Origin of the sequence: Streptomyces sp. NPDC002838, assembly GCF_040295365.1 — a bacterium.
Lineage (GTDB): Bacteria > Actinomycetota > Actinomycetes > Streptomycetales > Streptomycetaceae > Streptomyces.
The window spans coordinates 18,606-43,030 of the sequence record NZ_JBEOVF010000052.1 but is presented as its reverse complement, the minus strand read 5'-3'; the positions used below and the strand labels follow the sequence as shown (position 1 = coordinate 43,030).

18 protein-coding genes and 2 tRNA genes are annotated in these 24,425 nt (G+C 68.6%); 3 read left to right on the top strand and 17 right to left on the bottom strand.

Annotated features, from left to right (window positions below):
• Positions 1-16 precede the first annotated feature (16 nt).
• The 11 genes from ABT063_RS41900 to ABT063_RS41850 all read right to left on the bottom strand — a co-directional run bounded on the left by ABT063_RS41900 (position 17) and on the right by ABT063_RS41850 (position 15,771).
• Positions 17-1,978 carry a TIGR03960 family B12-binding radical SAM protein gene (locus ABT063_RS41900; RefSeq protein ID WP_351066197.1) on the bottom strand — a complete coding sequence of 654 codons (1,962 nt, stop codon included), beginning with the start codon at positions 1,976-1,978 and terminating at the stop codon, positions 17-19.
• A 76-nt stretch (positions 1,979-2,054) separates the two neighbouring features.
• Positions 2,055-3,560: a CYTH and CHAD domain-containing protein gene (locus ABT063_RS41895; protein WP_351066196.1), complete on the bottom strand. Its 1,506-nt coding sequence runs from the start codon at positions 3,558-3,560 to the stop codon at positions 2,055-2,057.
• Positions 3,561-3,660: 100 nt separating this feature from the next.
• A complete protein-coding gene (gene rodA / locus ABT063_RS41890) occupies positions 3,661-4,860 on the bottom strand; it encodes a rod shape-determining protein RodA (RefSeq protein WP_351066195.1) in 1,200 nt (399 codons plus the stop codon).
• Positions 4,857-7,106: a penicillin-binding protein 2 gene (gene mrdA, locus ABT063_RS41885; protein WP_351066194.1), complete on the bottom strand. Its 2,250-nt coding sequence runs from the start codon at positions 7,104-7,106 to the stop codon at positions 4,857-4,859. The genes rodA and mrdA overlap by 4 nt, the downstream gene beginning before the upstream one ends.
• Positions 7,107-7,197: 91 nt before the next feature.
• Positions 7,198-7,878 carry a rod shape-determining protein MreD gene (gene mreD, locus ABT063_RS41880; RefSeq protein WP_351066193.1) on the bottom strand — a complete coding sequence of 227 codons (681 nt, stop codon included), beginning with the start codon at positions 7,876-7,878 and terminating at the stop codon, positions 7,198-7,200.
• Between the two features lie 12 nt (positions 7,879-7,890).
• Complete coding sequence (mreC, locus tag ABT063_RS41875; RefSeq protein ID WP_351066192.1) at positions 7,891-8,850, bottom strand: rod shape-determining protein MreC; 960 nt, start codon at positions 8,848-8,850, stop codon at positions 7,891-7,893.
• A 131-nt stretch (positions 8,851-8,981) separates the two neighbouring features.
• Entirely contained in the window at positions 8,982-10,001 is a 1,020-nt protein-coding gene (locus ABT063_RS41870; protein WP_004931372.1) for a rod shape-determining protein, read from the bottom strand.
• Between the two features lie 354 nt (positions 10,002-10,355).
• Complete coding sequence (gene ndk / locus ABT063_RS41865) at positions 10,356-10,769, bottom strand: nucleoside-diphosphate kinase (protein WP_351066191.1); 414 nt, start codon at positions 10,767-10,769, stop codon at positions 10,356-10,358.
• An 89-nt stretch (positions 10,770-10,858) separates the two neighbouring features.
• Positions 10,859-11,215 (bottom strand): DUF4233 domain-containing protein, encoded by a 357-nt coding sequence (locus ABT063_RS41860; RefSeq protein ID WP_351066190.1) that lies wholly within the window; start codon positions 11,213-11,215, stop codon positions 10,859-10,861.
• 9 nt (positions 11,216-11,224) lie between these two features.
• Positions 11,225-12,745: a bifunctional tetrahydrofolate synthase/dihydrofolate synthase gene (folC, locus tag ABT063_RS41855; RefSeq protein WP_351066189.1), complete on the bottom strand. Its 1,521-nt coding sequence runs from the start codon at positions 12,743-12,745 to the stop codon at positions 11,225-11,227.
• A 401-nt stretch (positions 12,746-13,146) separates the two neighbouring features.
• Positions 13,147-15,771, bottom strand: a complete 2,625-nt coding sequence (locus ABT063_RS41850) for a valine--tRNA ligase (RefSeq protein ID WP_351066188.1) — start codon at positions 15,769-15,771, stop codon at positions 13,147-13,149.
• Positions 15,772-15,907: 136 nt separating this feature from the next.
• Here ABT063_RS41850 and ABT063_RS41845 point away from each other — a divergent pair, with 136 nt between their 5' ends.
• The gene (locus tag ABT063_RS41845; RefSeq protein ID WP_351066187.1) at positions 15,908-16,876 is read left to right on the top strand and encodes a hypothetical protein; all 969 of its coding nucleotides are present in this window, start codon (positions 15,908-15,910) and stop codon (positions 16,874-16,876) included.
• A gap of 70 nt (positions 16,877-16,946) precedes the next feature.
• Here ABT063_RS41845 and clpX read toward each other — a convergent pair whose 3' ends face one another.
• From clpX to ABT063_RS41820, 5 genes are all read right to left on the bottom strand, one after another.
• Positions 16,947-18,233, bottom strand: coding sequence for an ATP-dependent Clp protease ATP-binding subunit ClpX (gene clpX, locus ABT063_RS41840; RefSeq protein WP_351066186.1), 1,287 nt, complete (start codon positions 18,231-18,233; stop codon positions 16,947-16,949).
• A gap of 182 nt (positions 18,234-18,415) precedes the next feature.
• Positions 18,416-19,096, bottom strand: a complete 681-nt coding sequence (locus tag ABT063_RS41835) for an ATP-dependent Clp protease proteolytic subunit (RefSeq protein WP_095753066.1) — start codon at positions 19,094-19,096, stop codon at positions 18,416-18,418.
• A gap of 50 nt (positions 19,097-19,146) precedes the next feature.
• Positions 19,147-19,752 carry an ATP-dependent Clp protease proteolytic subunit gene (locus ABT063_RS41830; protein ID WP_351066212.1) on the bottom strand — a complete coding sequence of 202 codons (606 nt, stop codon included), beginning with the start codon at positions 19,750-19,752 and terminating at the stop codon, positions 19,147-19,149.
• 339 nt (positions 19,753-20,091) lie between these two features.
• Positions 20,092-21,510, bottom strand: coding sequence for a trigger factor (gene tig / locus ABT063_RS41825; protein ID WP_351066185.1), 1,419 nt, complete (start codon positions 21,508-21,510; stop codon positions 20,092-20,094).
• Between the two features lie 233 nt (positions 21,511-21,743).
• Positions 21,744-21,820, bottom strand: a tRNA-Pro gene (locus ABT063_RS41820).
• 165 nt (positions 21,821-21,985) lie between these two features.
• Between ABT063_RS41820 and ABT063_RS41815 the strand changes: the two genes are divergently transcribed.
• Positions 21,986-22,059 (top strand) — tRNA-Gly (locus tag ABT063_RS41815).
• Between the two features lie 133 nt (positions 22,060-22,192).
• Here ABT063_RS41815 and ABT063_RS41810 read toward each other — a convergent pair.
• Positions 22,193-22,387, bottom strand: a complete 195-nt coding sequence (locus tag ABT063_RS41810; RefSeq protein WP_030044846.1) for a hypothetical protein — start codon at positions 22,385-22,387, stop codon at positions 22,193-22,195.
• A gap of 626 nt (positions 22,388-23,013) precedes the next feature.
• Between ABT063_RS41810 and ABT063_RS41805 the strand changes: the two genes are divergently transcribed.
• A complete protein-coding gene (locus ABT063_RS41805; protein ID WP_502990997.1) occupies positions 23,014-24,159 on the top strand; it encodes an acyltransferase family protein in 1,146 nt (381 codons plus the stop codon).
• Positions 24,160-24,425: the final 266 nt, after the last annotated feature.

The following is a 24,425-nucleotide window of genomic DNA, read 5'->3' as shown; positions in this document are numbered from 1 at the left end:
CGTATGAGCCTGGCTCTCAGTGAGCGTGACCGCTCGATGCCGGGGCCGGGGCAGCATTCTTGACCGTAAGAGGCAGCAACTTCTTCCCCGTAGGCCCGATCTGAATACTGGTATCCATCTGCGGACAAACCCCACAATCAAAGCAAGGCGTCCACCGGCAGTCCTCGACCTCCGTCTCGTCGAGAGCGTCCTGCCAGTCCTCCCACAGCCAGTCCTTGTCCAACCCCGAGTCCAGGTGGTCCCACGGCAGGACCTCCTCGTACGTGCGCTCGCGCGTCGTGTACCAGTCGACGTCCACCCCGAAATCGGCCAGCGCCTTGTCCGCGCAGGCCATCCACCGGTCGTACGAGAAGTGCTCGCGCCAGCCGTCGAAGCGGCCGCCGTCCTCGTAGACGGCACGGATGACGGCGCCCATCCGCCTGTCGCCTCGTGACAGCAGGCCCTCGACGATGCCCGGCTTGCCGTCGTGGTAGCGGAAGCCGATCGAGCGGCCGTACTTCTTGTCGCCGCGGATCTTGTCGCGGAGCTTTTCGAGGCGGGCGTCCGTCTCCTCCGCCGACAACTGCGGGGCCCACTGGAAGGGGGTGTGGGGCTTGGGGACGAAGCCGCCGATCGAGACCGTGCAGCGGATGTCGTTGGAGCCGGAGACCTCCCGGCCCTTCTGGATCACGCGCGTCGCCATGTCGGCGATCTGGAGGACGTCCTCGTCCGTCTCCGTCGGCAGGCCGCACATGAAGTACAGCTTCACCTGGCGCCAGCCGTTGCCGTACGCCGTCGCCACCGTCCGGATCAGATCCTCTTCCGAGACCATCTTGTTGATGACCTTGCGCATGCGCTCGGAGCCGCCCTCGGGCGCGAAGGTGAGGCCGGAGCGGCGGCCGTTACGCGTCAGTTCGTTCGCCAGATCCACGTTGAACGCGTCCACCCGCGTCGACGGCAGCGACAGGCCGATCTTGTCGTCCTCGTACCGGTCCGCCAGACCCTTCGCGATGTCACCGATCTCCGAGTGGTCCGCCGACGACAGCGACAGCAGGCCGACCTCCTCGAAGCCCGTCGCGTTCAGGCCCTTCTCCACCATGTCGCCGATGCCCGTGATCGAGCGCTCGCGCACCGGGCGCGTGATCATGCCCGCCTGGCAGAAGCGGCAGCCTCGCGTGCAGCCGCGGAAGATCTCGACCGACATGCGCTCGTGGACCGTCTCGGCCAGGGGGACCAGGGGCTGCTTCGGGTACGGCCACTCGTCCAGGTCCATCACCGTGTGCTTGGACACGCGCCACGGGACACCCGACTTGTTGGGGACCACGCGGGCGATACGGCCGTCGGGCAGGTACTCGACGTCGTAGAACGCCGGGATGTACACCCCGCCCGTCTTCGCCAGGCGGAAGAGGACCTCCTCGCGGCCGCCCGGGCTGCCCTCCGCCTTCCACTCGCGGATGATCCGCGTCATGTCGAGCACGGCCTGCTCGCCGTCGCCGATGATCACCGCGTCGACGAAGTCGGCGATCGGCTCGGGGTTGAAGGCGGCGTGGCCGCCGGCCAGGACGATCGGGTCGTCCAGCCCACGGTCCTTCGACTCCAGCGGGATGCCCGCCAGGTCCAGCGCCGTGAGCATGTTCGTGTAGCCGAGCTCCGTCGAGAACGACAGGCCCAGCACGTCGAAGGCCTTCACCGGCCGGTGGCTGTCCACCGTGAACTGCGGGACGCCGTGCTCCCGCATCAGCGCCTCCAGGTCCGGCCACACGCTGTAGGTGCGCTCGGCGAGGACGCCCTCCTGCTCGTTCAGGACCTCGTAGAGGATCATGACGCCCTGGTTGGGCAGGCCGACCTCGTAGGCGTCCGGGTACATCAGCGCCCAGCGGACGTCGCAGTCGTCCCAGTCCTTGACGGTGGAGTTGAGCTCGCCGCCCACGTACTGGATCGGCTTCTGCACATGCGGGAGCAGAGCTTCGAGCTGTGGGAAGACCGACTCGACAGACATCGCGGGATTTACCTTCGTGAGCTGACAGGGGTGACCATCTAGCGTAACGCGGCTGCGGACCTCCCCCGTCCGCCCCTCAGATCTCCATCCCGCCCTTGATCGACCGCCACGCCTCGGGCAGCGCCGCCTCCACCAGCTCGGCCCGCCGCTCCTCGTGCCCGTACAGCACCCCGTACGTGAACGCGCTCTCCCCGGCCGCATGCGCCTGAGCTGCGAGGTCGCGCAGAGACTCGCGGGTCATCACGCTGTCCTGGTGGTCGCCGAGCAGGCCTTGCAGGGACTTCATCGACCGCACCAGATCGACGGCGGGCTCCCCCAGGGCCCGGGTGGCCGCCTCCGCCGCGTACCGCGTCCGCTTGGCCTTCTTCCGGGCCTCGTGCAGCGCGAGGTCGCGATCCTGGCTGGGCGGCAGCTCCACCGCCTGCTCGACCAGGCCGGCCAGGGCCGCGAAGTCCTTCCGTACGGCCTTGCCGATCACCTTCGCCGGCTTCCCCCCGGCCGCCTCCAGCAGCGGCGGATCGTCGACCAGCCCGTCCAACGCCACCAGCAGCTCCAGATACCTGTTTCCGTCCAGTACGGCGATCAGGCGCCGGCGTGATCCCCCGCGCCGGGCATGCGACCAGGTGCGCAGCCGGGTGCGGACCGGGCCGGACAGGAGGGTGCGGGGCAGTTCGTCGAGGGCGGCGGTCAGGCGCTCGGTGAGCACCTCCTGGTCGCGGTCCACGCCCAGCTCCCCCGCGAGCCACTTCAGCTCCTCGCCGATCGGATCGGTGACGGCCCGGTCGAGGACCTTCCGGTACGAGCGGAAGGCGCTGCGCATCCGGCGGGTGGCGACGCGCATGCGGTGCACGGAGTCGTACACGTCCCGCCGTACGGCGGGGTCGAGCTCGACGATGGCGTCGCGCTGGGCGCGGAGGTACGCGAGGACGTGGTCGCCGGCGGTCACAGGCGGCTGGGGGGACCTGACCTTGCGCTTCTTTTTCTTCGGTGCCGTCTCCGCCAGCGCCCGCGCCAGCTTCGACGCCGACGCGGACGGCCGTACACCCGCCTTACGGAACCGTTTCTCCACCTTGTCGAGAAAGGCCGGGTCGCCGCCGTCGGCCAACTCCACCTCGATCTCGGTCCACTGGGCCGAGCCGCCCTCCCCGTTCAGCCGCTCCGCCTGTACGGCGTCCACGCTGACCTCGGCGAGCAGCCGGCCCTCCGCGTCCACCAGGTCGCGCACATCGCGGTCGGAGCGGAGCCGGACCACGGGCGCCAGCTCGGCGTCCCGGACGCGGGAGCGGATCAGGCCGGCCAGGGCGCGCGGCACGGTGTCGGAGAGGGGCGCCTGGATCTCGTCCCGCACGCCCGGGGCCACGGGGAACTTCAGATGCCAGCCGGCGTCCGATCCGCCGGTGCGGCGGCGCAGGGTGATCGAGGACGCGGCGAGGCGTTCGTCCGCGGTGTCGTAGTAGGTGGCGTCCAGATGCGCGACACCCTTGTCGACCACGGTCGCGACCCCGGCGACGCCGGTCAGGTCGGGCAGCCCGCTCTCCTCGGACTCGTACTTCCGCTCGATCTCACGCTTCGTGTCCGCCATGACCTGAATCTAGTGGGAGTCACGGCGGGATGGCAGGGGCAACTGTGCATGAATCCCAGGGAAACCCGGAGGTAACCACCGGAGGTGACCAGAAGTACCGCTACGCCGACATGGGCCGTTGCACCCTGATCGACTGCAGCAACCCCACCGCCACCCACACCGCGAACATCGAGGACCCGCCGTACGACACGAACGGCAGCGGAAGCCCCGTTACCGGCATGATGCCCAGCGTCATGCCGATGTTCTCGAAGGTCTGGAAGGCGAACCACGCCACGATCCCGGCGGCGACGATCGTGCCGTACAGCTCGGTCGTCTCGCGGGCGATGCGGCAGGCGCGCCACAGCACCACGCCCAGCAGAAGGATGATCAGGCCCGCTCCGACGAAGCCCAGCTCCTCTCCCGCGACCGTGAACACGAAGTCGGTCTGCTGTTCCGGCACGAACTGGCCGGTCGTCTGCGAACCGTGGAACAGCCCGGACCCCGTCAGCCCGCCCGAGCCGATCGCGATGCGCGCCTGGTTGGTGTTGTAGCCGACGCCCGCGGGGTCGAGGCTGGGGTTGGCGAAGGCCGCGAAGCGGGCGATCTGGTAGTCGTCCAGGATGTGCAGCTGCCACCCGGCGATCGCGCCGAGCGCGCCGGCGCCCAGCAGTCCGAACACCCAGCGGTTGGACGCGCCGGAGGCGAGCAGCACGCCCAGCACGATGATGACCATGACCATGACCGACCCCAGGTCGGGCATGAGCATCACGATCAGCATCGGGACGGCGGCAAGTCCCAGCGCCTGCATCACCGTTCGGTGGTCCGGGTACGGCTTGTCGCCCGCGTCCACCCGCGCCGCCAGCAGCATCGCCATGCCCAGGATGATCGTGACCTTCACGAACTCCGAGGGCTGGAGCGAGAAGCCGCCACCGATCTGGATCCACGAGTGGGCGCCGTTGACGGTGGAGCCGAGCGGGGTGAGCACCAGCAGGATCAGGAAGACCGAGATGCCGTACAGGATCGGCACGGCCGTGCGCAGGGCGCGGTGGCCGAGCCAGACCGTGCCGATCATCAGGGCGAGCCCGATGCCGGTGTTCAGGATGTGCCGGACCAGGAAGTAGTACGGATCGCCCTGGTTGAGCTCGGTGCGGTTGCGGGTCGCGGAGAAGACGAGCAGCGAGCCGATCGCCGAGAGGGCCAGCGCCGCGAGCAGTATCGGCCAGTCCAGTCGGCGGGCGACCGAGTCACGGGCGAACAGGCGGGTCCAGCCCGCGGGTCGGGGCCCGTATCCGGGGACCTGGAAGCTGTTGACGCCTGTCATGTGAGCATCCTCCGGCTACCCCTCTTGCGCGGCCGTCGCCGTGTGTTCCGGTTCCCGGTCGCGGGCGTCGTCACGGTTGCCGCCTGCTGCTGTTCGTTCTGCTCGGCCACGTCCTTCTGGGTGGCCCGCTGGTCCTTCGCCGGGTCCTTGGGCACCTTCGGGGACTTGATCGTCCCGTCCGTCTGGACCTTCGGCAGGGCCTCCTCCGGGGTCGGCAGCAGCGCGTTCTTCGGGTTGATCGCGCCGTCGTCGGACACGCCGTACAGCGCGTCGTAGATGTTGCGCACGGCGGGACCCGAGGCACCGGAGCCCGTGCCACCCTGCGAGATCGTCATCACGACCGTGTAGTCCTTGGTGTACGTGGCGAACCACGACGTCGTCTGCTTGCCGTAGACCTCCGCGGTACCGGTCTTGGCGTGCATCGGGATCTTGTCCTGCGGCCAGCCGACCTGTGCGAACCGCCAGGCGGCGGTACCGCGGGTGGCCACGCCGGCGAGGGCGTCGTCCATCTCGGCCAGCGTCTGCCTGCTTATGGGCAGCTTGCCGTGCGCCTTGGGCTTGATCTCCGTGACGTTCTTGCCGTCGTTGCTGATGACCGCCTTGCCGACGGAGGGGTCGTAGAGGGTGCCGCCGTTGGAGATGGCCGCGTAGATGGTGGCCATCTGGATGGGTGTGACGAGGGTGTCGCCCTGGCCGATGGAGTAGTTGACGGAGTCACCGGCGCGCATCCGGTTGCCTTCGAGGCAGTTCTCGTAGGCGATGCGCTCGGCGTAGCTGCCGCCCTTCTTGCCGGTCTTGCACCAGGCGTCCTTGTTGGCCTTCCAGTAGTCCTGCTTCCACTTGCGGTCGGGGACGCGGCCGGTGACCTCGTTGGGCAGGTCGATGCCGGTCTCGGCGCCGAGGCCGAACTGGTGGGCGGTCTTGTAGAACCAGTCGTTGGGGTTCTTCGGCTTGTTGCCGCCGTCCCGCTTCCACTCCTCGTGGGAGAGCCGGTAGAAGACGGTGTCGCAGGAGACCTCCAGGGCGCGGCCGAGGCTGATCGGGCCGTACCCCTTGGACTCGAAGTTCTTGAAGACCTGGCCGCCGATCGAGTAGGAGCTGGAGCATTCGTAGGGGCCGTCGAAGGAGTAGCCGGCGTTGATCGCGGCGGCCGTCGGGACCACCTTGAAGATGGAGCCGGGCGCCGACTGGCCCTGGATCGCGCGGTTCAGCAGCGGGTAGTTGGAGTCCTTGCCGGTGAGCTTGGCGTAGTCCTTGGCGGAGATGCCGCCGACCCAGGCGTTGGGGTCGTACGCCGGGTTGGACGCCATGGCGACGACGCGGCCGGTCTTGGCCTCCATCACCACGACCGCGCCGGAGTCGGCCTTGTAGTTGGTGCCGGTGTTGCGGTCGTTCTGCTTGCGGGCTTCCTTCATGGCCTCGTTCAGCTCGTACTCGGCGACACGCTGCACGCGCGCGTCGATGCTGGTGACGAGGGTGGAGCCGGGCTGAGCGGGGTCGGCCTCGGCCTGGCCGATGACGCGGCCGAGGTTGTCGACCTCGTAGCGGGTGACGCCGGCCTTGCCGCGCAGCTCCTTGTCGTACTGGCGTTCAAGGCCGGAGCGGCCGACCTGGTCGGAGCGCAGGTAGGGCGAGTCGGTGTTCTGCGCCTTGGTGATCTCCTCGTCGGTGACCGGCGAGAGGTAGCCGAGGACCTGGGCGGTGTTGGCCTCGCCGGGGCTCGGGTAGCGGCGCACGGCCTGGGGCTCGGCGGTGATGCCGGGGAAGTCCTCGGCGCGCTCGCGGATCTGCAGGGCCTGCTTGGGGGTGGCCTCGTCGGTGATGGGGATGGGCTGGTACGGCGAGCCGTTCCAGCAGGGCTGCGGCGTCTTGGAGTCGCACAGCCGGACCTTCTCCTGGACTTCCTTGGGCGTCATGCCCAGCACGTCGGCCAGCTTGGCGAGGACGGCCTTGCCGTCGTCCTTCATCTTCAGCAGGTCGGTGCGGGAGGCGGAGACGACGAGGCGGGTCTCGTTGTCGGCGAGGGGCACTCCGCGCGCGTCCAGGATCGAGCCGCGTACGGCGGGCTGCACGACCTGCTGGACGTGGTTGCCGGAGGCCTCCTTGGCGTACTCGTCGCCCTCGCGGATCTGGAGATACCACAGGCGCCCGCCGAGGGTGCCGAGCAGGGAGAGGACGAGGATCTGGATGACGATGAGCCGGATCTGGACCCGTGGGGTCCGGCCGGTCTCGGGGATGTTGGTCACTGCGGCTGCCTCCCCCTCTCGGTGTGTGTATGTGTCATATACGACGATCCTGTGAGGCCTTGATGCCGTACGACGGTCAATTCCCCCGCTCTCACAGCCGCTTGACCCCCTTGATGCGGCCGGCGCGGGCCGTGCGGGCCCGGGCGGCCTTCACCTTCAGCCCGCCGAGGCCGCCGCGCTGGCCGCCGATCCGCAGACCGGTGCCGCCGGAGAGCCAGCCGGAGGAGATGTCGGGCTTCTTCGCCGAGGAGTTGGTCTCGGCCAGCGGGTCGTTCTCCGCGCGCCGGGCCAGGGCCATGATCCCGGGGACGACGAACGGGGCGAGCAGCAGGTCGTACAGCGCGGCCGTGAACAGCAGGCTGGGCAGGCCGACATGGCGGGCGGCGGTGTCGCCGACGAGGGCGCCGACACCGGCGTACAGCAGGGTGGAACCGATGGCCGCGGCAACCACGACGAGCATGGGGCCGGTGGCGGACTTCAGGCGCCCGTTCTCCGGTTTGATCAGCCCGGCGGCGTAGCCGATGACGCTGAGCACGAGGGCGTAGCGGCCGGCCGCGTGGTCGGCGGGCGGGGCGAGGTCGGCCAGCAGACCGGCGCCGAAGCCGACGAGGGCGCCGCCGACATGGCCGTAGACCATGGCGAGGCCGAGGACGGTGAGCAGCAGCAGGTCGGGGACGGCGCCGGGGAGGTGCAGACGGGCGAGGACGCTCACCTGGAGGACCAGGGCGACGACGACCAGGGAGGAGGACAGCAGGATCCGGTTGACGCGCATGGGCTACAGCTCCTACTGCTCTTGCTCTTGCTCTGGCGGGATCTGGCCGTCGACCGGTGCCTCGGCGGACGGGGTCACGGTCACCGTCACGGTCGGGGTGGGGGTCGGCCTGGGCTTGTCGGGCAGGACCGTGTCGCGCGGGTCCTGCTTCGGGGTCTCGACGACGACACCGACGATGTCGAGCTTGGTGAAGCTGACGTACGGCGTGACGTAGAGGGTGCGGGTGAGGTCGCCGCCGGAGGGGTCGACGCGGGAGACCACGCCGACGGGCACGCCGGGCACGAAGGGCTTGTCGGCCTGCGAGCCGAAGGTGACCAAGCGGTCGCCCTTCTTGATCTCGGCCTTGCCGTTGAGGAGTTCGACGCGCAGTGGGCGGTCGCCCTGCCCGGAGGCGAAGCCGAGTTCGTCGCTGGCCTCCATGCGGGTGCCGACGGTGAAGTCGGGGTCGCTGGCGAGCAGCACGGTCGCGGTGTTGGGTCCGACGGTCGTCACGCGCCCGACGAGCCCGTCGCCGTTGAGGACGGTCATGTCGCGCTTGATGCCGTCGTTGGCGCCGACGTCGATGGTGACGGTCCAGGAGAAGCCCTGGGCCGCTCCTATCGCGATGACCTGGGCGCCCTTGATGCCGTACTGGCCTCTGCCCGCGATCTTCAGCATCTTGTCGAGCTGGGCGAGGCGGGAACGGTTGCGGTCGTCGCTGCCGAGCTTCGCCTCGAGGGCCGCGTTCTCCTTCTCCAGCTCCGCGAGCCGGTCGTGGCGTTCGCCGGAGTCACGGATGGCGGATACGGCGTTGCCGACCGGGTCGACCGCGGCCGACATTCCGTCCTCGATCGGGCCGAAGACGGTGGCCGCGGCCTGGCGGGCACCGTCGACCGGTGAGTCCTGCCCGCCGCGGATGTCCACCGTGATCAGCGCGAACGCGACGGCGACCAGCAGCACCAGGAGCAGCCGGCTCTCTCGTGTGTCCCTCACGTGCGGCGGCCGTGCCCTTCCTCGTAGGAGCTTGTTTTGTGGGAGCTTGTTTTGTGGGAGCTTATGACTCCATATCAACGATCCGCCGTACGAGAGGGGATCATCTCGTACGGCGGAATCGAAGAGTTACGTCATCTGCGCGGCTGGGCGTCCAGCACCTGCTGGAGCGCCTCGAACTCCTCGACGCACTTTCCGGAGCCGAGCGCCACGCTGTCCAGCGGGTCCTCGGCGATGTGGATCGGCATGCCGGTCTCGCGGCGCAGCCGCTCGTCGAGGCCGCGCAGCAGCGCTCCGCCGCCGGTCAGAACGATTCCTCGGTCCATGATGTCGCCGGACAGCTCCGGCGGACACTTGTCGAGGGTGGTCTTGACGGCGTCGACGATGGCGTTGACGGGTTCCTCGATCGCCTTGCGGACTTCGGCGGCCGAGATGACGACGGTCTTGGGCAGCCCGGAGACGAGGTCCCGGCCGCGGATTTCGGTGTGCTCGTCAGCGTCGAGGTCGTACGCCGAACCGATCGTGATCTTGATCTGTTCGGCCGTCCGCTCACCCAGCAGGAGGGAGTACTCCTTCTTGATGTGCTGGATGATCGCGTTGTCCAGCTCGTCGCCCGCGACGCGGATGGACTGGGCGGTGACGATGCCGCCGAGGGAGATGACCGCGACCTCCGTGGTGCCGCCGCCGATGTCCACCACCATGTTGCCCGTGGCCTCGTGGACCGGCAGGCCGGAGCCGATGGCCGCGGCCATGGGCTCCTCGATGATGTGCACCTGACGGGCGCCGGCCTGGGACGACGCCTCGATGACGGCGCGGCGCTCGACGCCCGTGATGCCGGAGGGCACACAGACGACGACCCGCGGACGAGCCAGATACCGCCGCTTGTGGATCTTCAGGATGAAGTAGCGGAGCATCCGCTCGGTGATCTCGAAGTCGGCGATCACGCCGTCCTTCAGCGGACGTACGGCAACGATGTTGCCGGGCGTGCGCCCGATCATCTTCTTGGCTTCGGCGCCGACCGCGAGAATGCCACCGGTGTTGGTGTTGATCGCGACGACGGACGGCTCGTTGAGTACGATCCCGCGACCCCTGACGTACACCAGCGTGTTGGCGGTCCCGAGGTCGACAGCCATGTCACGGCCGATGAACGACATTGAGTTCCCCATCAGGATTCGTCTGGCCTTCCTGGGAGCTTTTGAGGGCATTTCAGGTCGGCGAAGTGGGTGCGGTGACGTGAAGGCTTCCATCGTAGACGCGCCTGCACGAACACTGCGCGAGGGTCTTCGCCATTGTCAGCATGTGATGTACCGCCTCGCTTGTGGAGACGTGCCATCGGGGGCACTCGTTCCCCCGATCGGCACGCATATGCCGAGGGACGGCCGACAACGTACGGCCGTCCCTGGTCAGACAGGCGAGCGGTTTGACATCCCGTCAGGAAAATTCCTGAAAACTTCGCTCCCCACGGCGAGTCGTCCGTGCCTGGGCACCGAGTCGCCGAAGCCCGGGGGTTACGCGCGGCCGGGGAAGAAGATCTTCACCTCGCGCTCGGCGGACTCCTCGGAGTCGGAGGCGTGGATCAGGTTCTCGCGGACGATCACGCCGTAATCACCCCGGATGGAGCCGGGCGCGGCGGCGATCGGGTCGGTCGGGCCGGCGAGCGCGCGCAGGCCCTCGATGACCCGCTCACCCTCGACGATCATCGCGACGACCGGACCGGAGGCCATGAACTCCACCAGCGGCTCGTAGAAGGCCTTGCCCTTGTGCTCGCCGTAGTGCTGCTCCAGGGTCTCCTGGTCCAGGGTGCGCAGCTCCAGCGCGGTGATCTGCCAGCCGGCCTTGCGCTCGATACGGCTGATGATCTCGCCGGTCAGGCCACGACGGACGGTGTCGGGCTTGAGGAGGACGAGGGTGCGCTGGCTCACGACGGGCTCCTTGTAATCAAAGTGTGTGCGGGGTGATGAGGTTACCGGGCGTGTCCGGGCCCCTGTTACACAGCGTCAGATGGAGGGGGTCACGCGGGGTCGGGCGTCGAGGAGTCGGCCTGGGCCGCGAACCTCGCCTTCGCCTCGTCGATCTTCCGTCCGTAGTGCACCGACGCCCACCACAGGGCCGCGAAGATCGCCCCCAGGAAGAACATCGACGGGACGATGAGGCCCGAGGCGATCAGGGCGGCCTGGAGGGCCCAGCCGAGGGCGACGCCGCCGGGGCGGGTCACCATGCCGCACAGCAGCAGACACAGGAACATGGCGATGCCGCTGACCGTCCACACCGTCGACATGGACAGGTCGGGGTCCTTCATCGCGACCAGCCCGGCGAACCCGATGATGAAGAACTCGCCGATCAGGGTCGAAGCACAGAGCGTACGCATGGTCGAGTCTCAGCCCTTCCCCAGCAGCAGCCGGGCCTCGCCGACGGTGATGACGGAACCGGTGACCAGCACACCGCCGCCCGCGAACTCGCCCTCCTCCTCGGCCAGCGTGATCGCCTCCTCCAGGGCGTCCGGCAGCCGCGGCTCGACCTGCACGCGCTCCTCGCCGAACACCTCGACGGCGATGGCGGCGAGCTCGTCGGCGTCCATGGCGCGGTGACTGGAGTTCTGGGTGACGACGATCTCGGCGAAGATCGGCTCGAAGGCTTCGAGCAGGCCCCGTACGTTCTTGTCCCCGCTGGCCCCGACCACGCCGATCAACCGGCTGAAGTCGAAGGCCTCCCCGATGGCGTCGGCGGTGGCGCGGGCGCCGGCCGGGTTGTGGGCGGCGTCCAGGACGACGGTCGGGGACCGCCGTACGACTTCGAGCCGCCCCGGCGAGGACACGGCGGCGAAGGCCTTGCGGACCGTGTCGATGTCGAGCCGCTCGGGCCGCTGGGAGCCGACGCCGAAGAAGGCCTCCACGGCGGCGAGGGCGACGGCGGCGTTGTGCGCCTGGTAGGCGCCGTGCAGCGGGAGATACACCTCGCCGTACTCCCCGCCGAGCCCGCGCAGGGTGAGCAGCTGCCCGCCGACGGCGACCTTCCGGGCCACGACCCCGAACTCGAGCCCCTCCCGGGCCACGGTGGCGTCGACCTCCACGGCCTTCTTCAGCAGCACCTGGGCCGCGTCGACCGGCTGTTGGGCCAGGATGACGGTGGCGTCCTGCTTGATGACCCCGGCCTTCTCGGAGGCGATGGCGGCGGGGTTGTCACCGAGCCGGTCGGTGTGGTCGAGGTCGATGGGGGTGACGACGGCGACGTCCCCGTCGATGACGTTGGTGGCGTCCCAGGAGCCGCCCATGCCGACCTCGACGACGGCGACGTCGACAGGCGCGTCGGCGAAGGCGGCGTAGGCCATCCCCGTGAGCACCTCGAAGAAGGACAGCCGGTACTCCTGCTGGGCGTCGACCATCTCGATGTACGGCTTGATGTCCTGGTACGTCTCGATGAACCGCTCGGCGGAGATCGGGGCCCCGTCGAGGCTGATGCGCTCGGTGATCGACTGGACGTGCGGGGACGTGTACCGGCCGGTCCGCAGCTCGAAGGCACCCAGCAGGGCCTCGATCATCCGGGCGGTGGAGGTCTTGCCGTTCGTCCCGGTGATGTGGATGGAGGGGTACGACCGCTGCGGATCCCCCAGTACGTCCATCAGCGCGGCGATACGGCTGACCGACGGCTCCAGCTTGGTCTCACCCCAGCGGGTGGCGAGCTCCGCCTCGACCTCCCGGAGCGCCTTGTCGACCTCGGGGTCCTCCGGACGCCCGGGGACGTCGGCCTGCGGCGGACCGCCCTGCGTACGCAGGGTGCGGCTGCCGGCCTCGATCACCGCGAGGTCGGGATCACGGTCGGTCTCGGCCGCGATGATCTCCTCGAAGGAGTCGACGGGATCGGGCTGCTCGCTGTCATCGTGCGGGGGCTGCTCACTCACGGGGCCAGTCTACGGAGGCCGGGGTCCGGGTGCGGCTCGGTGGGGGTCACCGTCCCTGGGGGCTCCGCCCCCAGACCCCGGCCTCTGCCCACCCACCACCCGACTCGGTCGGCCAAGAAGTACCCAAGAAGCACCCCTCGCCCTGGCCCTGCCATGTTGCCGACGCAGCTGCGGCCAGCCGCCCCGCCTAGCTGCGGGCAGCCGCCCCACGCAGCCGCGGGCAGCCGCCCCACCCAGCCGCGGGCAGCCGCCCCGCGCAGTTGCGGGCAGTCGTGCCGCTGGGGCGGCACGGGTGGGCGCAGGCGGCACCCCGTCAGCGCCGGGCCGCGCGACCCGTCCCACAGCAACCGAAGGCGCCCGGAACCGAACAGCTCCGGGCGCCTTCACCAACGTACGAACACCTACGCCGACGGCAACCGATCCAGCTGCGCGGCAATCCGCGCGATGTCCTCGTCCGCCTTGGCCAACCGCGTCCGAATCTTCTCCACCACATGATCCGGAGCCTTCGCCAGGAACGCCTCGTTCCCGAGCTTCGCGTTCGCCTGCGCCTTCTCCTTCTCCGCAGCGGCAAGGTCCTTGGCCAACCGCTTCCGCTCCGCAGCGACGTCGATCACGCCCGAGAGGTCCAGCGCGACCTCAACCCCGGCCACCGGCAGAGTCGCCGTCGCCGCGAAGGACTCCCCCTCCGGCTGCAGCCGCAGCAACTGCCGGATCGCGGCCTCGTGCGGGGCAAGCGCCGTACCGTCGAGAGACAGCCGCGCCGGAACCCGCTGCCCCGGCTGCAGCCCCTGGTCCGCACGGAAACGGCGAACCTCCGTGATCACGGACTGAAGCGTCTCGATCTCCTGCTCCGCGCCCGTGTCCCGGAACCCGCTGTCCGACGGCCACTCGGCGATGACGAGCGACTCCCCACCCGTCAGCGTCGTCCACAGCGTCTCCGTGACGAACGGAACGACCGGGTGGAGCAGCCGCAGCGTGACGTCCAGGACTTCACCCAGGACGCGCTTCGAGACCTCGGCGGCCGCACCGCCGGCAGCGAATGTCGTCTTCGACAGCTCGACGTACCAGTCGAACACCTCGTCCCACGCGAAGTGGAACAGCGCGTCGGAGAGCTTCGCGAACTGGTAGTCCTCGTAGTACGCGTCGACCTCGGCGACAACGGAGTTGAGCCGGGACAGGATCCACCGATCGGTCGCCGACATCGCCGACGGCTCCGGCAGCGGCCCCTGCACCGTCGCGCCGTTCATCAGCGCGAAGCGGGTCGCGTTCCAGATCTTGTTGGCGAAGTTGCGGGAACCCTGGACCCAGTCCTCGCCGATCGGGACGTCGACACCGGGGTTGGCACCGCGGGCGAGGGTGAAGCGCAGGGCATCGCTGCCGTACTTGTCCATCCAGTCCAGCGGGTTGACCGCGTTGCCGAAGGACTTCGACATCTTCTTGCCGAACTGGTCACGGACCATGCCGTGCAGGGCGATGGTGTGGAACGGCGGCGTGCCGTCCATCGCGTACAGGCCGAACATCATCATCCGGGCGACCCAGAAGAACAGGATGTCGTAACCGGTGACGAGGACGGAGTTCGGGTAGAACTTCGCGAGCGATTCGGTCTGTTCGGGCCAGCCGAGGGTCGAGAACGGCCACAGGCCGGAGGAGAACCAGGTGTCGAGGACGTCCGTGTCCTGACGCCAGCCCTCACCGCTCGGCGGCTCCTCGTCGGGGCCGACGCAGACGACCTCACCCTCCGGGCCGTACCAGACCGGAATCCGGTGCCCCCACCACAACTGCCGCGAGATGCACCAGTCGTGGAGGTTGTCGACCCAGTCGAAGTACCGCTTCTCCATCTCCTGCGGGTGGATCTTGACGCGGCCGTCGCGGACGGCGTCGCCGGCCGCCTTCGCGAGCGGGCCGACCTTGACCCACCACTGCATGGAGAGCCGGGGCTCGATCGTGGTCTTGCACCGCGAGCAGTGGCCCACGCTGTGGACGTACGGCCGCTTCTCCGCGACGATCCGCCCCTCGGCGCGCAGCGCGGCGACGATGGCCGAGCGGGCCTCCAGCCGGTCCAGGCCCTGGAAGGGGCCGTGGGCGGTGATGACGGCGTGCTCGTCCATGATCGCGACGGCGGGCAGGTCGTGCCGCTGGCCGATCTCGAAGTCGTTCGGGTCGTGGGCCGGGGTGACCTTGACGGCGCCCGTGCCGAACTCGGGGTCGACGTGCTCGTCGGCGACGACGGGGATGGAGCGGTCGGTCAGCGGCAGCCTGATCAGCTTGCCGACCAGGTGCTTGTACCGCTCGTCCTCGGGGTGAACGGCGACGGCCGTGTCACCGAGCATGGTCTCGGCACGGGTCGTGGCGACGACGATCGTCTCGTCCCCGTCGCCGTACTTCATGGAGACGAGCTCGCCGTCGTCGTCCTGGTACTCGACCTCGATGTCCGAGATGGCCGTCAGACAGCGCGGGCACCAGTTGATGATGCGCTCGGCGCGGTAGATCAGCTCTTCGTCGTAGAGCCGCTTGAAGATGGTCTGGACGGCCTGGGACAGTCCCTCGTCCATCGTGAAGCGCTCACGCGACCAGGCGACGCCGTCGCCGAGGCGCCGCATCTGACCGCTGATCTGCCCGCCCGACTCGGCCTTCCACTGCCAGACCCGCTCGACGAACGCCTCACGGCCGAGGTCGTGCCGGGACTTGCCCTCCTTGCCCAGCTCCCGCTCGACGACGTTCTGCGTGGCGATGCCGGCGTGGTCCATGCCGGGCTGCCACAGCGTCTCGTAGCCCTGCATCCGCTTGCGGCGGGTGAGGGCGTCGATGAGCGTGTGCTCGAAGGCGTGCCCGAGGTGCAGGCTGCCGGTGACGTTCGGCGGCGGGATGACGATGGTGTACGGCGGCTTGTCGCTCTTGGCGTCGGCCTCGAAGTAACCCCGCTCCACCCAGCGCTCGTACAGCGGCCCCTCTACGTCGGCCGGCGCGTACTGGGTCGGCAGTTCGGTGTTGGGCGCTGGTGGCTGCTGCTGAGCGTTCTCGGTCACGGGCTCAGTTTAGGGGTGTCACCGGGCAGTCCCGAAACGCGTTTGTTCTGTAACGGTGGGCCCCCCAACGCCCTGCCTGCGCAGGGACTACGCCAGGATGTCAGGAACACATAAGCATCTGGAGGGGAACCCAGAGATGAGCCACAACCAGCCGGGCCCGTACGGCGGGCAGCCTCAGCAGCCTGGACCGTACGGTCAGCAGCCGGGTCCCTACGGCCAGCCGCCGCAGGCTCCGCCCGCCCAGCCCGGCTACGGCTTCCCCCAGCAGGCTCCCCCGCCCCAGCCGCAGCCCGGCTACGGCTACCCGCAGCAGCCCCCGCAGGGTGTCCCTCCGCAGCAGCCGTACGGTCAGCAGGCCCCGTACGGCCAGCAGCCGCCCTACGGCCAGGCCCCGTACGGCGTGCCGCAGCCGCCGGCCTCGGGGGGCGGCAAGAAGAAGGCGGGCATCATCATCGGCGCCGTCGCCGTCGTGGCCGCGATAGGCGTGGGGGCGTACTTCGTGATCGGCGCCGGCGGGGGCGGCCTGGAGGACGACGGGGCGCACACGCTGTCGACGCCGGCGGAAGCGCTCGGCGAGTACCACCGGGCCACCAAGGACGGCGCGAGCGTCGGTGACGAGTCGGCCGCGGAGCTGGAGCAGAGCGGCGTCAAGAACGGCAAGAGCGTGTTCGGCTTCTACTCGACCATCGAGGGCTACGACCCCAGCGACCCGAGCACCGCGCCCAGCGCGGCCGAGGCAGCGGCCTCCAAGAGCATCTCGTTCGTGGGCGTCTCCGGTGAGATCGCCGACCCGGAGAAGGCTCTGGACATCTTCTTCGCCAACTTCAAGAAGTCCACCGAGGAGGACTCTTCCGGCAGCGGCGGCCAGGCCAAGCTGGTCGGCGAGCCCGAGGAGGTCGACGTCGACGGCGCGCTCATGAAGTGCCAGGCGGCCAAGGGCACGGACCAGAGGACCAAGCAGGAGAAGACCGACTGGTTCTGCGCGTGGGCCGACTACAGCACCTTGGCGATGGTGTCGCCGGGTGACGGGACGAAGGGCGTCACCAAGGACGTGGCCGCGGACCTCACCACGAAGTTCCGTACGGAGGTCCGCGTCAAGGCCTGACGCCGGACGCCTCAACGGCGAAGGGGCCCCGGTCGGTTGACCGGGGCCCTTCGCTTACGCCTGTGGCTGCCTACGCCGTCTTCTGCTCGCCCGGCCCGCGTCCGCGCGCCTCCCGCGGAATCAGCGTCGGGTTCACGTTCGAGTGGACGACGTCCGCCGTGATGACCACCCGGGCCACGTCCTTGCGGGACGGGACCTCGTACATCACGGACATGAGGACTTCCTCCATGATGGCGCGCAGGCCGCGCGCGCCGGTCTGGCGGAGGATGGCCTGGTCGGCGATGGCCTCCAGGGCCTCGCGCTCGAAGTCCAGCTCCACGCCGTCGAGTTCGAAGAGGCGCTCGTACTGCTTGACGAGCGCGTTGCGCGGCTCGACCAAAATCTGGAGGAGGGCTTCCCGGTCCAGGTTGTGCACGCTCGTGATGACCGGGAGGCGGCCGATGAACTCGGGGATCATGCCGAACTTGACCAGGTCCTCGGGCATGACGTCCTCGAACTGGTCCTTGGCCTCCAGCTCGCGCTTGGAGCGGATCGTCGCGCCGAAGCCGATGCCCTTCGCGCCGGCCCGGGACTCAATGATCTTCTCCAGGCCCGCGAAGGCGCCGCCCACGATGAACAGGACGTTCGTCGTGTCGATCTGGATGAACTCCTGGTGGGGGTGCTTGCGGCCGCCCTGCGGCGGGACCGAGGCGGTCGTGCCTTCCAGGATCTTCAGCAGGGCCTGCTGCACGCCCTCGCCGCTCACATCGCGGGTGATCGACGGGTTTTCGCTCTTACGGGCGACCTTGTCGATCTCGTCGATGTAGATGATGCCCGTCTCGGCCTTCTTGACGTCGTAGTCCGCCGCCTGGATCAGCTTCAGCAGGATGTTCTCGACGTCCTCGCCGACGTACCCCGCCTCCGTCAGCGCCGTCGCGTCGGCGATGGCGAACGGGACGTTGAGCATGCGCGCGAGGGTCTGGGCGAGGAGGGTCTTGCCGGAGCCCGTGGGGCCCAGCAGGAGGATGTTGGACTTCGCCAACTCGATGGCGTCCTCGCGGCTTTGCCCGCCGCCGTTCTCACCGGCCTGGACTCGCTTGTAGTGGTTGTACACCGCGACGGAGAGGGCCTTCTTGGCCGCTTCCTGCCCGACTACGTATCCCTCGAGGAACTCGTAGATCTCGCGGGGCTTCGGGAGCTCCTCCCAGCGGACCTCGCTGGTCTCCGCGAGCTCTTCCTCGATGATCTCGTTGCAGAGATCGATGCACTCGTCGCAGATGTACACACCGGGCCCTGCGATGAGCTTCTTGACCTGCTTCTGGCTCTTGCCGCAGAACGAGCACTTGAGCAGATCGCCGCCGTCACCGATGCGTGCCACGGTGTGCTTCCCCTTCGCCTGGGAGACGCCTAGGTCCAGCGGCTCCTGGTGCTGCCTTATGTCCGACGGTACCTTGCCGAGCCCCCCGTTCGGGCCCCCCTTGGCACGGTTCACTTTGTCGTGCACTTTGTCGTGCACAGTGCCGAACCGTGCCAAGGAGCGGCAGACGATACAGGTCCGCGTCAGCGGACCTCAGCGTTGTTCATCTTCCGCGTGGAGATGATCTGGTCGATCAGGCCGTACGACAGCGCGTCCTCGGCCGTGAGGATCTTGTCGCGCTCGATGTCCTCGCGGATCTTCTCGATCGGCGTGGTGGAGTGCTTGGCCAGCATCTCCTCCAGCTGCGCACGCATGCGAAGGATCTCGTTCGCGGCGATCTCCAGGTCGGAGACCTGGCCGCGGCCGGTCTCGCTGTACGGCTGGTGGATCAGGATGCGGGCGTTGGGCAGCGCCATGCGCTTGCCGGGCGAACCGGCCGCGAGCAGGACGGCGGCGGCGGAGGCCGCCTGGCCCATGCAGACCGTCTGGATGTCCGGCTTCACGAACTGCATCGTGTCATAGATGGCCGTGAGCGCGGTGAAGGAGCCGCCCGGACTGTTGATGTAGACCGAGATGTCCCGGTCGGGGTCCATCGACTCCAGGCACAGCAGCTGCGCCATGACGTCATTGGCGGAGGCGTCATCGATCTGGACGCCGAGGAAGATCACGCGCTCTTCGAAGAGCTTCGCGTACGGGTCGTACTCGCGGATGCCCTGCGAGGTGCGCTCGACGAAGCGGGGGATCACATAACGGGACTCCGCGACGGGACCCGTGTACTCGGCGCTCGTGCGGTCGTACAGGCCGCTGCCGGGGAAGTCGTTCACTGTCTGTCTCCTAGGGGCTGAGGCGGTCGGCTGGGGGCTGTGCGGGGGCCTCAGGCCCCGGTGCCGCCGCCGCCCGGCATGCCGGCGGCCGTGGGCATGACCTCGTCGATGAGGCCGTACTCCTTGGCCTCGAGGGCGTCGAACCAGCGGTCGCGGTCCGAGTCACGGGTGATCTGCTCGATCGTCTGACCGGTGTGCTGGGACGTGAGCTCGGCCATGCGCCTCTTGGTGTGCAGCAGCCGCTCGGCGTGGATCTTGATGTCGGAGGCCGAGCCGGCCAGGCCCGCGGAGGGCTGGTGGATCAGGATCTCGGCGTTCGGCAGCGCGAAGCGCTTGCCCGGCGTACCCGCGCTGAGCAGGAACTGTCCCATCGAGGCGGCGAGGCCCATGGCGATGGTCACCACGTCGTTCTTGATGTACTGCATGGTGTCGTAGATCGCCATGCCGGCCGTGATCGAGCCGCCGGGGCTGTTGATGTACAGGAAGATGTCCTTGTCCGGGTCGGCGGCAAGGAGCAGCAGCTGCGCGGTGATCTTGTTGGCAATGTCGTCGTCGACCGGCTGGCCGAGGAAGATGATCCGCTCGTTGAGCAGCCGGTTGTAGACCTGGTCGCCGAGGCCACCACCGATGGAAGGCTCGCCGGCGGCGGAGGGCATCAGATTCGTCACGTATCCACCTGCTCGTCTTACGACGGCGTCCGGGCCGTCTTACGTTTCCCTGCGGGGCTGGAGCCGTTCGGGGACTCCACTGCCCTCGTATTCATGGACCCTAACGCGCGGGCCCCTTCGGGGAATCCCGCGAAGGATGCTGTTCGCTGTCAGCGCAGGTCGCTCCGCCGGGTGGGCCCTGGTTCTCGCCGTGGGTCCACTGGTCGGGGGCGTCTGCGGTCCGCAGTGGCCGCTCGCGCAGTTCCCCGCGCCCGTTGGGTAAGACAACGGGCCCTGGGACGCGATGTCCCCAGGGCCCGTCATACGGCGTTCAAGGCGCCGTGGGCGTCAGCCCTCGGTCTTCTCGGTCTTCTCGTCGGCCTCGGCGTCGGTGGCGTCGGTGGCGTCGGCCTCCGTCGCCTCGGCGGCGATCTCCGCGGCCGTCTCCGTCTCGTCCTCGTCGTCCAGGTCGATGATCTCGCCGTTGGTGTCCTTGACCGTGGCCTTCTCGACCACGACGGCCAGGGCCTTGCCGCGGGCGACCTCGCCGACCAGGAGCGGGACCTGACCGCCCTCGACGACCGCCTGGGCGAACTGGTCGGGGGACATGCCGGAGGAGGCCGCGCGCCGCATGAGGTGCTCGGTGAGCTCCTCCTGGTTGACGTTGAGCTTCTCCTGCTTGACGAGCTCGTCGAGCACGAACTGGGTCTTGATGCCCTTGACCGCGGCCTCGCGGGTCTCGTTCTCGAACTCCTCGACGGTCTTGCCCTGGATCTCCAGGTACTTCTCGAGGTCGAGGCCCATCTGGCCGAGCTGGTGGTGCTCGAGGTTGTGCTTGCGGGTGTTGACCTCGTCCTCGAGCAGCTTCTCGGGGACGGGCACCTCGACCAGCTCGAGCAGCTTCTCCAGGACGCGCTCCTGGGCCTGCGTGGCCTGGTCGTACTGCTTCATGTTCTCCAGGCGCTTGCGGCTGTCGGCCTTGAGCTCCTCGAGGGTGTCGAACTCGGAGGCGAGCTGCGCGAAGTCGTCGTCCAGCTCGGGCAGCTCGCGCGCGGCGACCTGGGTGACCTTGACGGTGACCTCGGCCTCCTGGCCGGCCGCCGAGCCGCCCTTGAGCTCGGAGGTGAAGGTGGCCTCGCCACCGGCCTCCAGGCCCTTCACGGCGTCGTCGATGCCTTCCAGCAGCTCACCGGAGCCGATGGTGTAGGAGACGCCGCTGGCGACGCCGTCCTCCAGGACCTCGCCGCCGACCTTGGCCTCCAGGTCGATCGTCACGACGTCGCCGTCCTCGGCGGCACGCTCCACCGGGGAGGTGGAGGCGAAGCGCTCGCGGAGCTCCTCGACCGACTTCTCGATGTCCTCCTCGGTCACCTCGACGGCGTCGACCTCGACCTCGATGCCGGAGTAGTCCGGGATCTCGAGGGACGGGCGGACGTCGACCTCGGCGGTGAAGTTCAGCGTCTCGCCGTCCTTCAGCTCGGTGATGTCGACCTCGGGCTGGCCCAGGACGTCGATCTCGGCCTCGTTGACCGCTTCGGTGTAGAACTTCGGAAGCGCGTCGTTGACCGCCTCCTCCAGAACCGCACCGCGGCCGAACCGCTGGTCGATGATCCGGGCCGGGATCTTGCCCTTGCGGAAGCCCTTCACCGTGACCTGCTGGTTGATCTTCTTGTACGCCGCGTCGAGGCTGTCCTTGAGCTCCTCGAAGGGCACCTCGACAGTGAGCCGAACCCGAGTCGGGTTCAGGGTCTCCACGGCGCTCTTCACGGTTCGGTCTCCTTGGGGCTGACTTCTTGGGTTCTGCCGGAGCCAGAATGGTCCCGGCGGATTCGCCGCCCGGAGACTTCACACGAGAGACACACGGGCGTGCAGCTTGCATAGTAACGGCAGCGACGACACGCCCCAAAGGCGATCACGGGACGCGATCACCCGAGGTGACCGCGCGGGCGGCCGGTAACGACCGGTGATGGCCGGTCGGCGACCGGTCGCCGACCGGTCGGTGGTCGGGGTGGCGGGATTTGAACCCACGGCCTTCCGCTCCCAAAGCGGACGCGCTACCAAGCTGCGCCACACCCCGTCTGGTGCGACACGTAGGGTACATGCCCGCAGGCAGCGGGGCCGCCGCATTTCGCGAGCGCACGTGCGGGCGGCAGCCCGGGCGCAAACGGGGTGTGCGGCAAGGGGGCACGACCCGCTACGATGCCTTCAGTGCCGCGGTCACCTGACCTGCGGCGCGCGCTGTGCGGGCGTAGCTCAATGGTAGAGCCCTAGTCTTCCAAACTAGCTACGCGGGTTCGATTCCCGTCGCCCGCTCCAACAGGCCTCCGGCCCGGTCCTTCAGGGATCGGGCCGGAGGCCTTTGTGACATCCCGTGCCATCCGTGGCGTACGGGATGTACAAGACGTACGTGACGTGCGGGGTTCTGTGGCGGCGGACCATGGGCGCGCGCCTAGAACTGGATCGAGTTGATGGTCTCCGCTATGGAGTTCAGGAACCGTTGGATGTCGTCCGCCATGCCGGTCGAGGCGAGGAAGAAGCCGAAGAGCACGGCGACCACGGCGGGGCCGGCCTTGAGGGAGCCTCCTCTGATCAACACCACCAAGATGATCGCCAACAGCAACACCACTGACAGCGAAATGGCCACAACTGATCACACCCTCGGTCGGTCCGCTCTCCCGGCCCGGGGATGCAACCCCGCGCACCCCCGCCAGAACCATCGTGCCACCAACAGGGCCCGCATATGCGGCGCGTGACCCAACGTTGGCCTGAGCCAGACCCGAGCCTGCGCGCGCACCCGCGCGCGCGGGGCCTCCGCTACAGCACCCGCACAGCAATTCGACAAGACACCCGCACAGGGAAGCACCGGAGATACACAGGGAATTCGACCGGATCGTTTCCGTGTCCACACAACCTGTTCGCAGCTAATTCGAATTGCGGCCACAGACACACCGATGACTGGCCTTATGCACCATTTAGTCAGGATGAATCGCGACAAGAGGAACGCATATGCCTCGAGGATCGTGACATCAACTCCCGGGAAAACACGGGTAGTCGAAGCTATTAATCAGGAATGACGTGGAGGGTTTTACGAAAACCCACAGCCGGGGCTAGGGTGCCTCAGATGTTCCACGCTGCCTCGTCCCCCACAAGCGCAGCGAGGCCCCTGATCGTCTCTCCCCGTTCCTGGCGGGAGGGTCTGTGACGAACTCGCTGCGACCGCACGGCCAGAACCGAGCGCCACTCCCCCCGGCACAGTCCCCGGCGGACGGAGTGCCGAGTCCGCGCTCGCCGCAGAAACAGCAGAATCAGCAGAGCCCGAGCAACGAACGGACGGCTCCGCGAGCCGCCGAGGGCAAACAGCGCGACGCGTTCTTCGACAACGCCAAGTATCTGGCGATCGTACTGGTGGCGGTCGCCCACTTCTGGGAGCCGATCAAGGGCGACAGCCGGATCCTCGAGGGCGCGTACATGATGGTGTACGCGTTCCACATGCCGGCGTTCATCATCATCTCCGGCTTCTTCTCGCGCAGTTTCGACATGCGCGCCGACCGGCTGCAGCGCCTGATCACCGGCGTCGCCGTGCCGTACATCCTCTTCGAGACCGCCTACCCGGTCTTCAAGCGGTTCGCCGACGACGCGCCGGAGCAGGACATCAGCCTGCTGGATCCCTGGTATCTGACCTGGTTCCTGTGCGCGTTGTTCATCTGGCGGCTGACCACCCCGATCTGGAAGCTGGTGCGGTGGCCGCTGCCGCTCGCGCTGGCCATCGCCATGCTGGCGTCCGTCACGCCGAACATCGGCGACGACCTGGACCTCCAGCGGGTGCTGCAGTTCCTGCCGTTCTTCGTGCTCGGCCTGTGCATGAAGCCGGAACACTTCCGGCTGGTGCGCCGCCGTTCGGTGCGGATCCTGGCGGTGCCGGTGTTCGCGGCCGCGCTGGCCGTCGGCTGGTGGGCGGTGCCGCGCATGAACACGGCGTGGTTCTACCACCGTGACGCCGCGCAGCAGTTGGGCACGCCGTGGTGGACCGGACCGGTCATGGTGCTCGCCCTCTTCGGCTGCTCGCTGCTGCTGACCGCCTGCTTCTTCGCCTGGGTGCCGGGCCGGACGATGTGGTTCACGGCGCTCGGCGCGGGCACGCTGTACGGCTACCTGCTGCACGGCTTCCTGGTGAAGGGCGGCGACTACTGGGGCTGGTTCGACCACGCCTGGCTGCACCGGCCGCTCGGCGAGATCTTCGTCAGTGTCCTCGCGGCCGTCGCCGTCACCCTGCTGTGCACCTCGCCGGTGCGGCGGCTCTTCCGGTTCGCGATGGAGCCGAAGATGGACTGGGCCTTCAAACGGGACGCGGCCGACCTGGCCCGCGGGCGCGAGAAGCGCGAGCAGACCGCCGTACGCGAGAAGGTCAACGCCTAACCGTCGCGATGATCGACCGCCCCCGCACCGGCCAGTCCGGGCGGGGGCGCTCTCATTCGTCCAGCGTGTCGCCGCGCAGCGCCGCGCGAGCCGGGAGGGTGGCGGCCGTCAGGCCCAGGACGACGATCGCGCCGGCGAAGGCGCCGTACAGCAGCGGACACCGTGCAGTTCTACGGCCCAGTCGGCTGCCATGCGTGTTCCTCCGGTCCGTCGTTCGTCGGGCATCGCTTGTGGTGATGCCTCGAACGTACGGACCGGAGGTGGGG

Coding starts and splice junctions, on each gene's coding strand:
- ABT063_RS41900 (WP_351066197.1), bottom strand. CDS start 1,978: ATGTCTGTCGAGTCGGTCTTCCCACAGCTCGAAGCTCTGCTCCCGCAT.
- ABT063_RS41895 (WP_351066196.1), bottom strand. CDS start 3,560: ATGGCGGACACGAAGCGTGAGATCGAGCGGAAGTACGAGTCCGAGGAG.
- rodA (WP_351066195.1), bottom strand. CDS start 4,860: ATGACAGGCGTCAACAGCTTCCAGGTCCCCGGATACGGGCCCCGACCC.
- mreD (WP_351066193.1), bottom strand. CDS start 7,878: ATGCGCGTCAACCGGATCCTGCTGTCCTCCTCCCTGGTCGTCGTCGCC.
- ABT063_RS41870 (WP_004931372.1), bottom strand. CDS start 10,001: ATGTCGTTCATCGGCCGTGACATGGCTGTCGACCTCGGGACCGCCAAC.
- ABT063_RS41860 (WP_351066190.1), bottom strand. CDS start 11,215: ATGCGTACGCTCTGTGCTTCGACCCTGATCGGCGAGTTCTTCATCATC.
- ABT063_RS41845 (WP_351066187.1), top strand. CDS start 15,908: ATGAGCCACAACCAGCCGGGCCCGTACGGCGGGCAGCCTCAGCAGCCT.
- ABT063_RS41830 (WP_351066212.1), bottom strand. CDS start 19,752: ATGCCCTCCGCCGCCGGCGAGCCTTCCATCGGTGGTGGCCTCGGCGAC.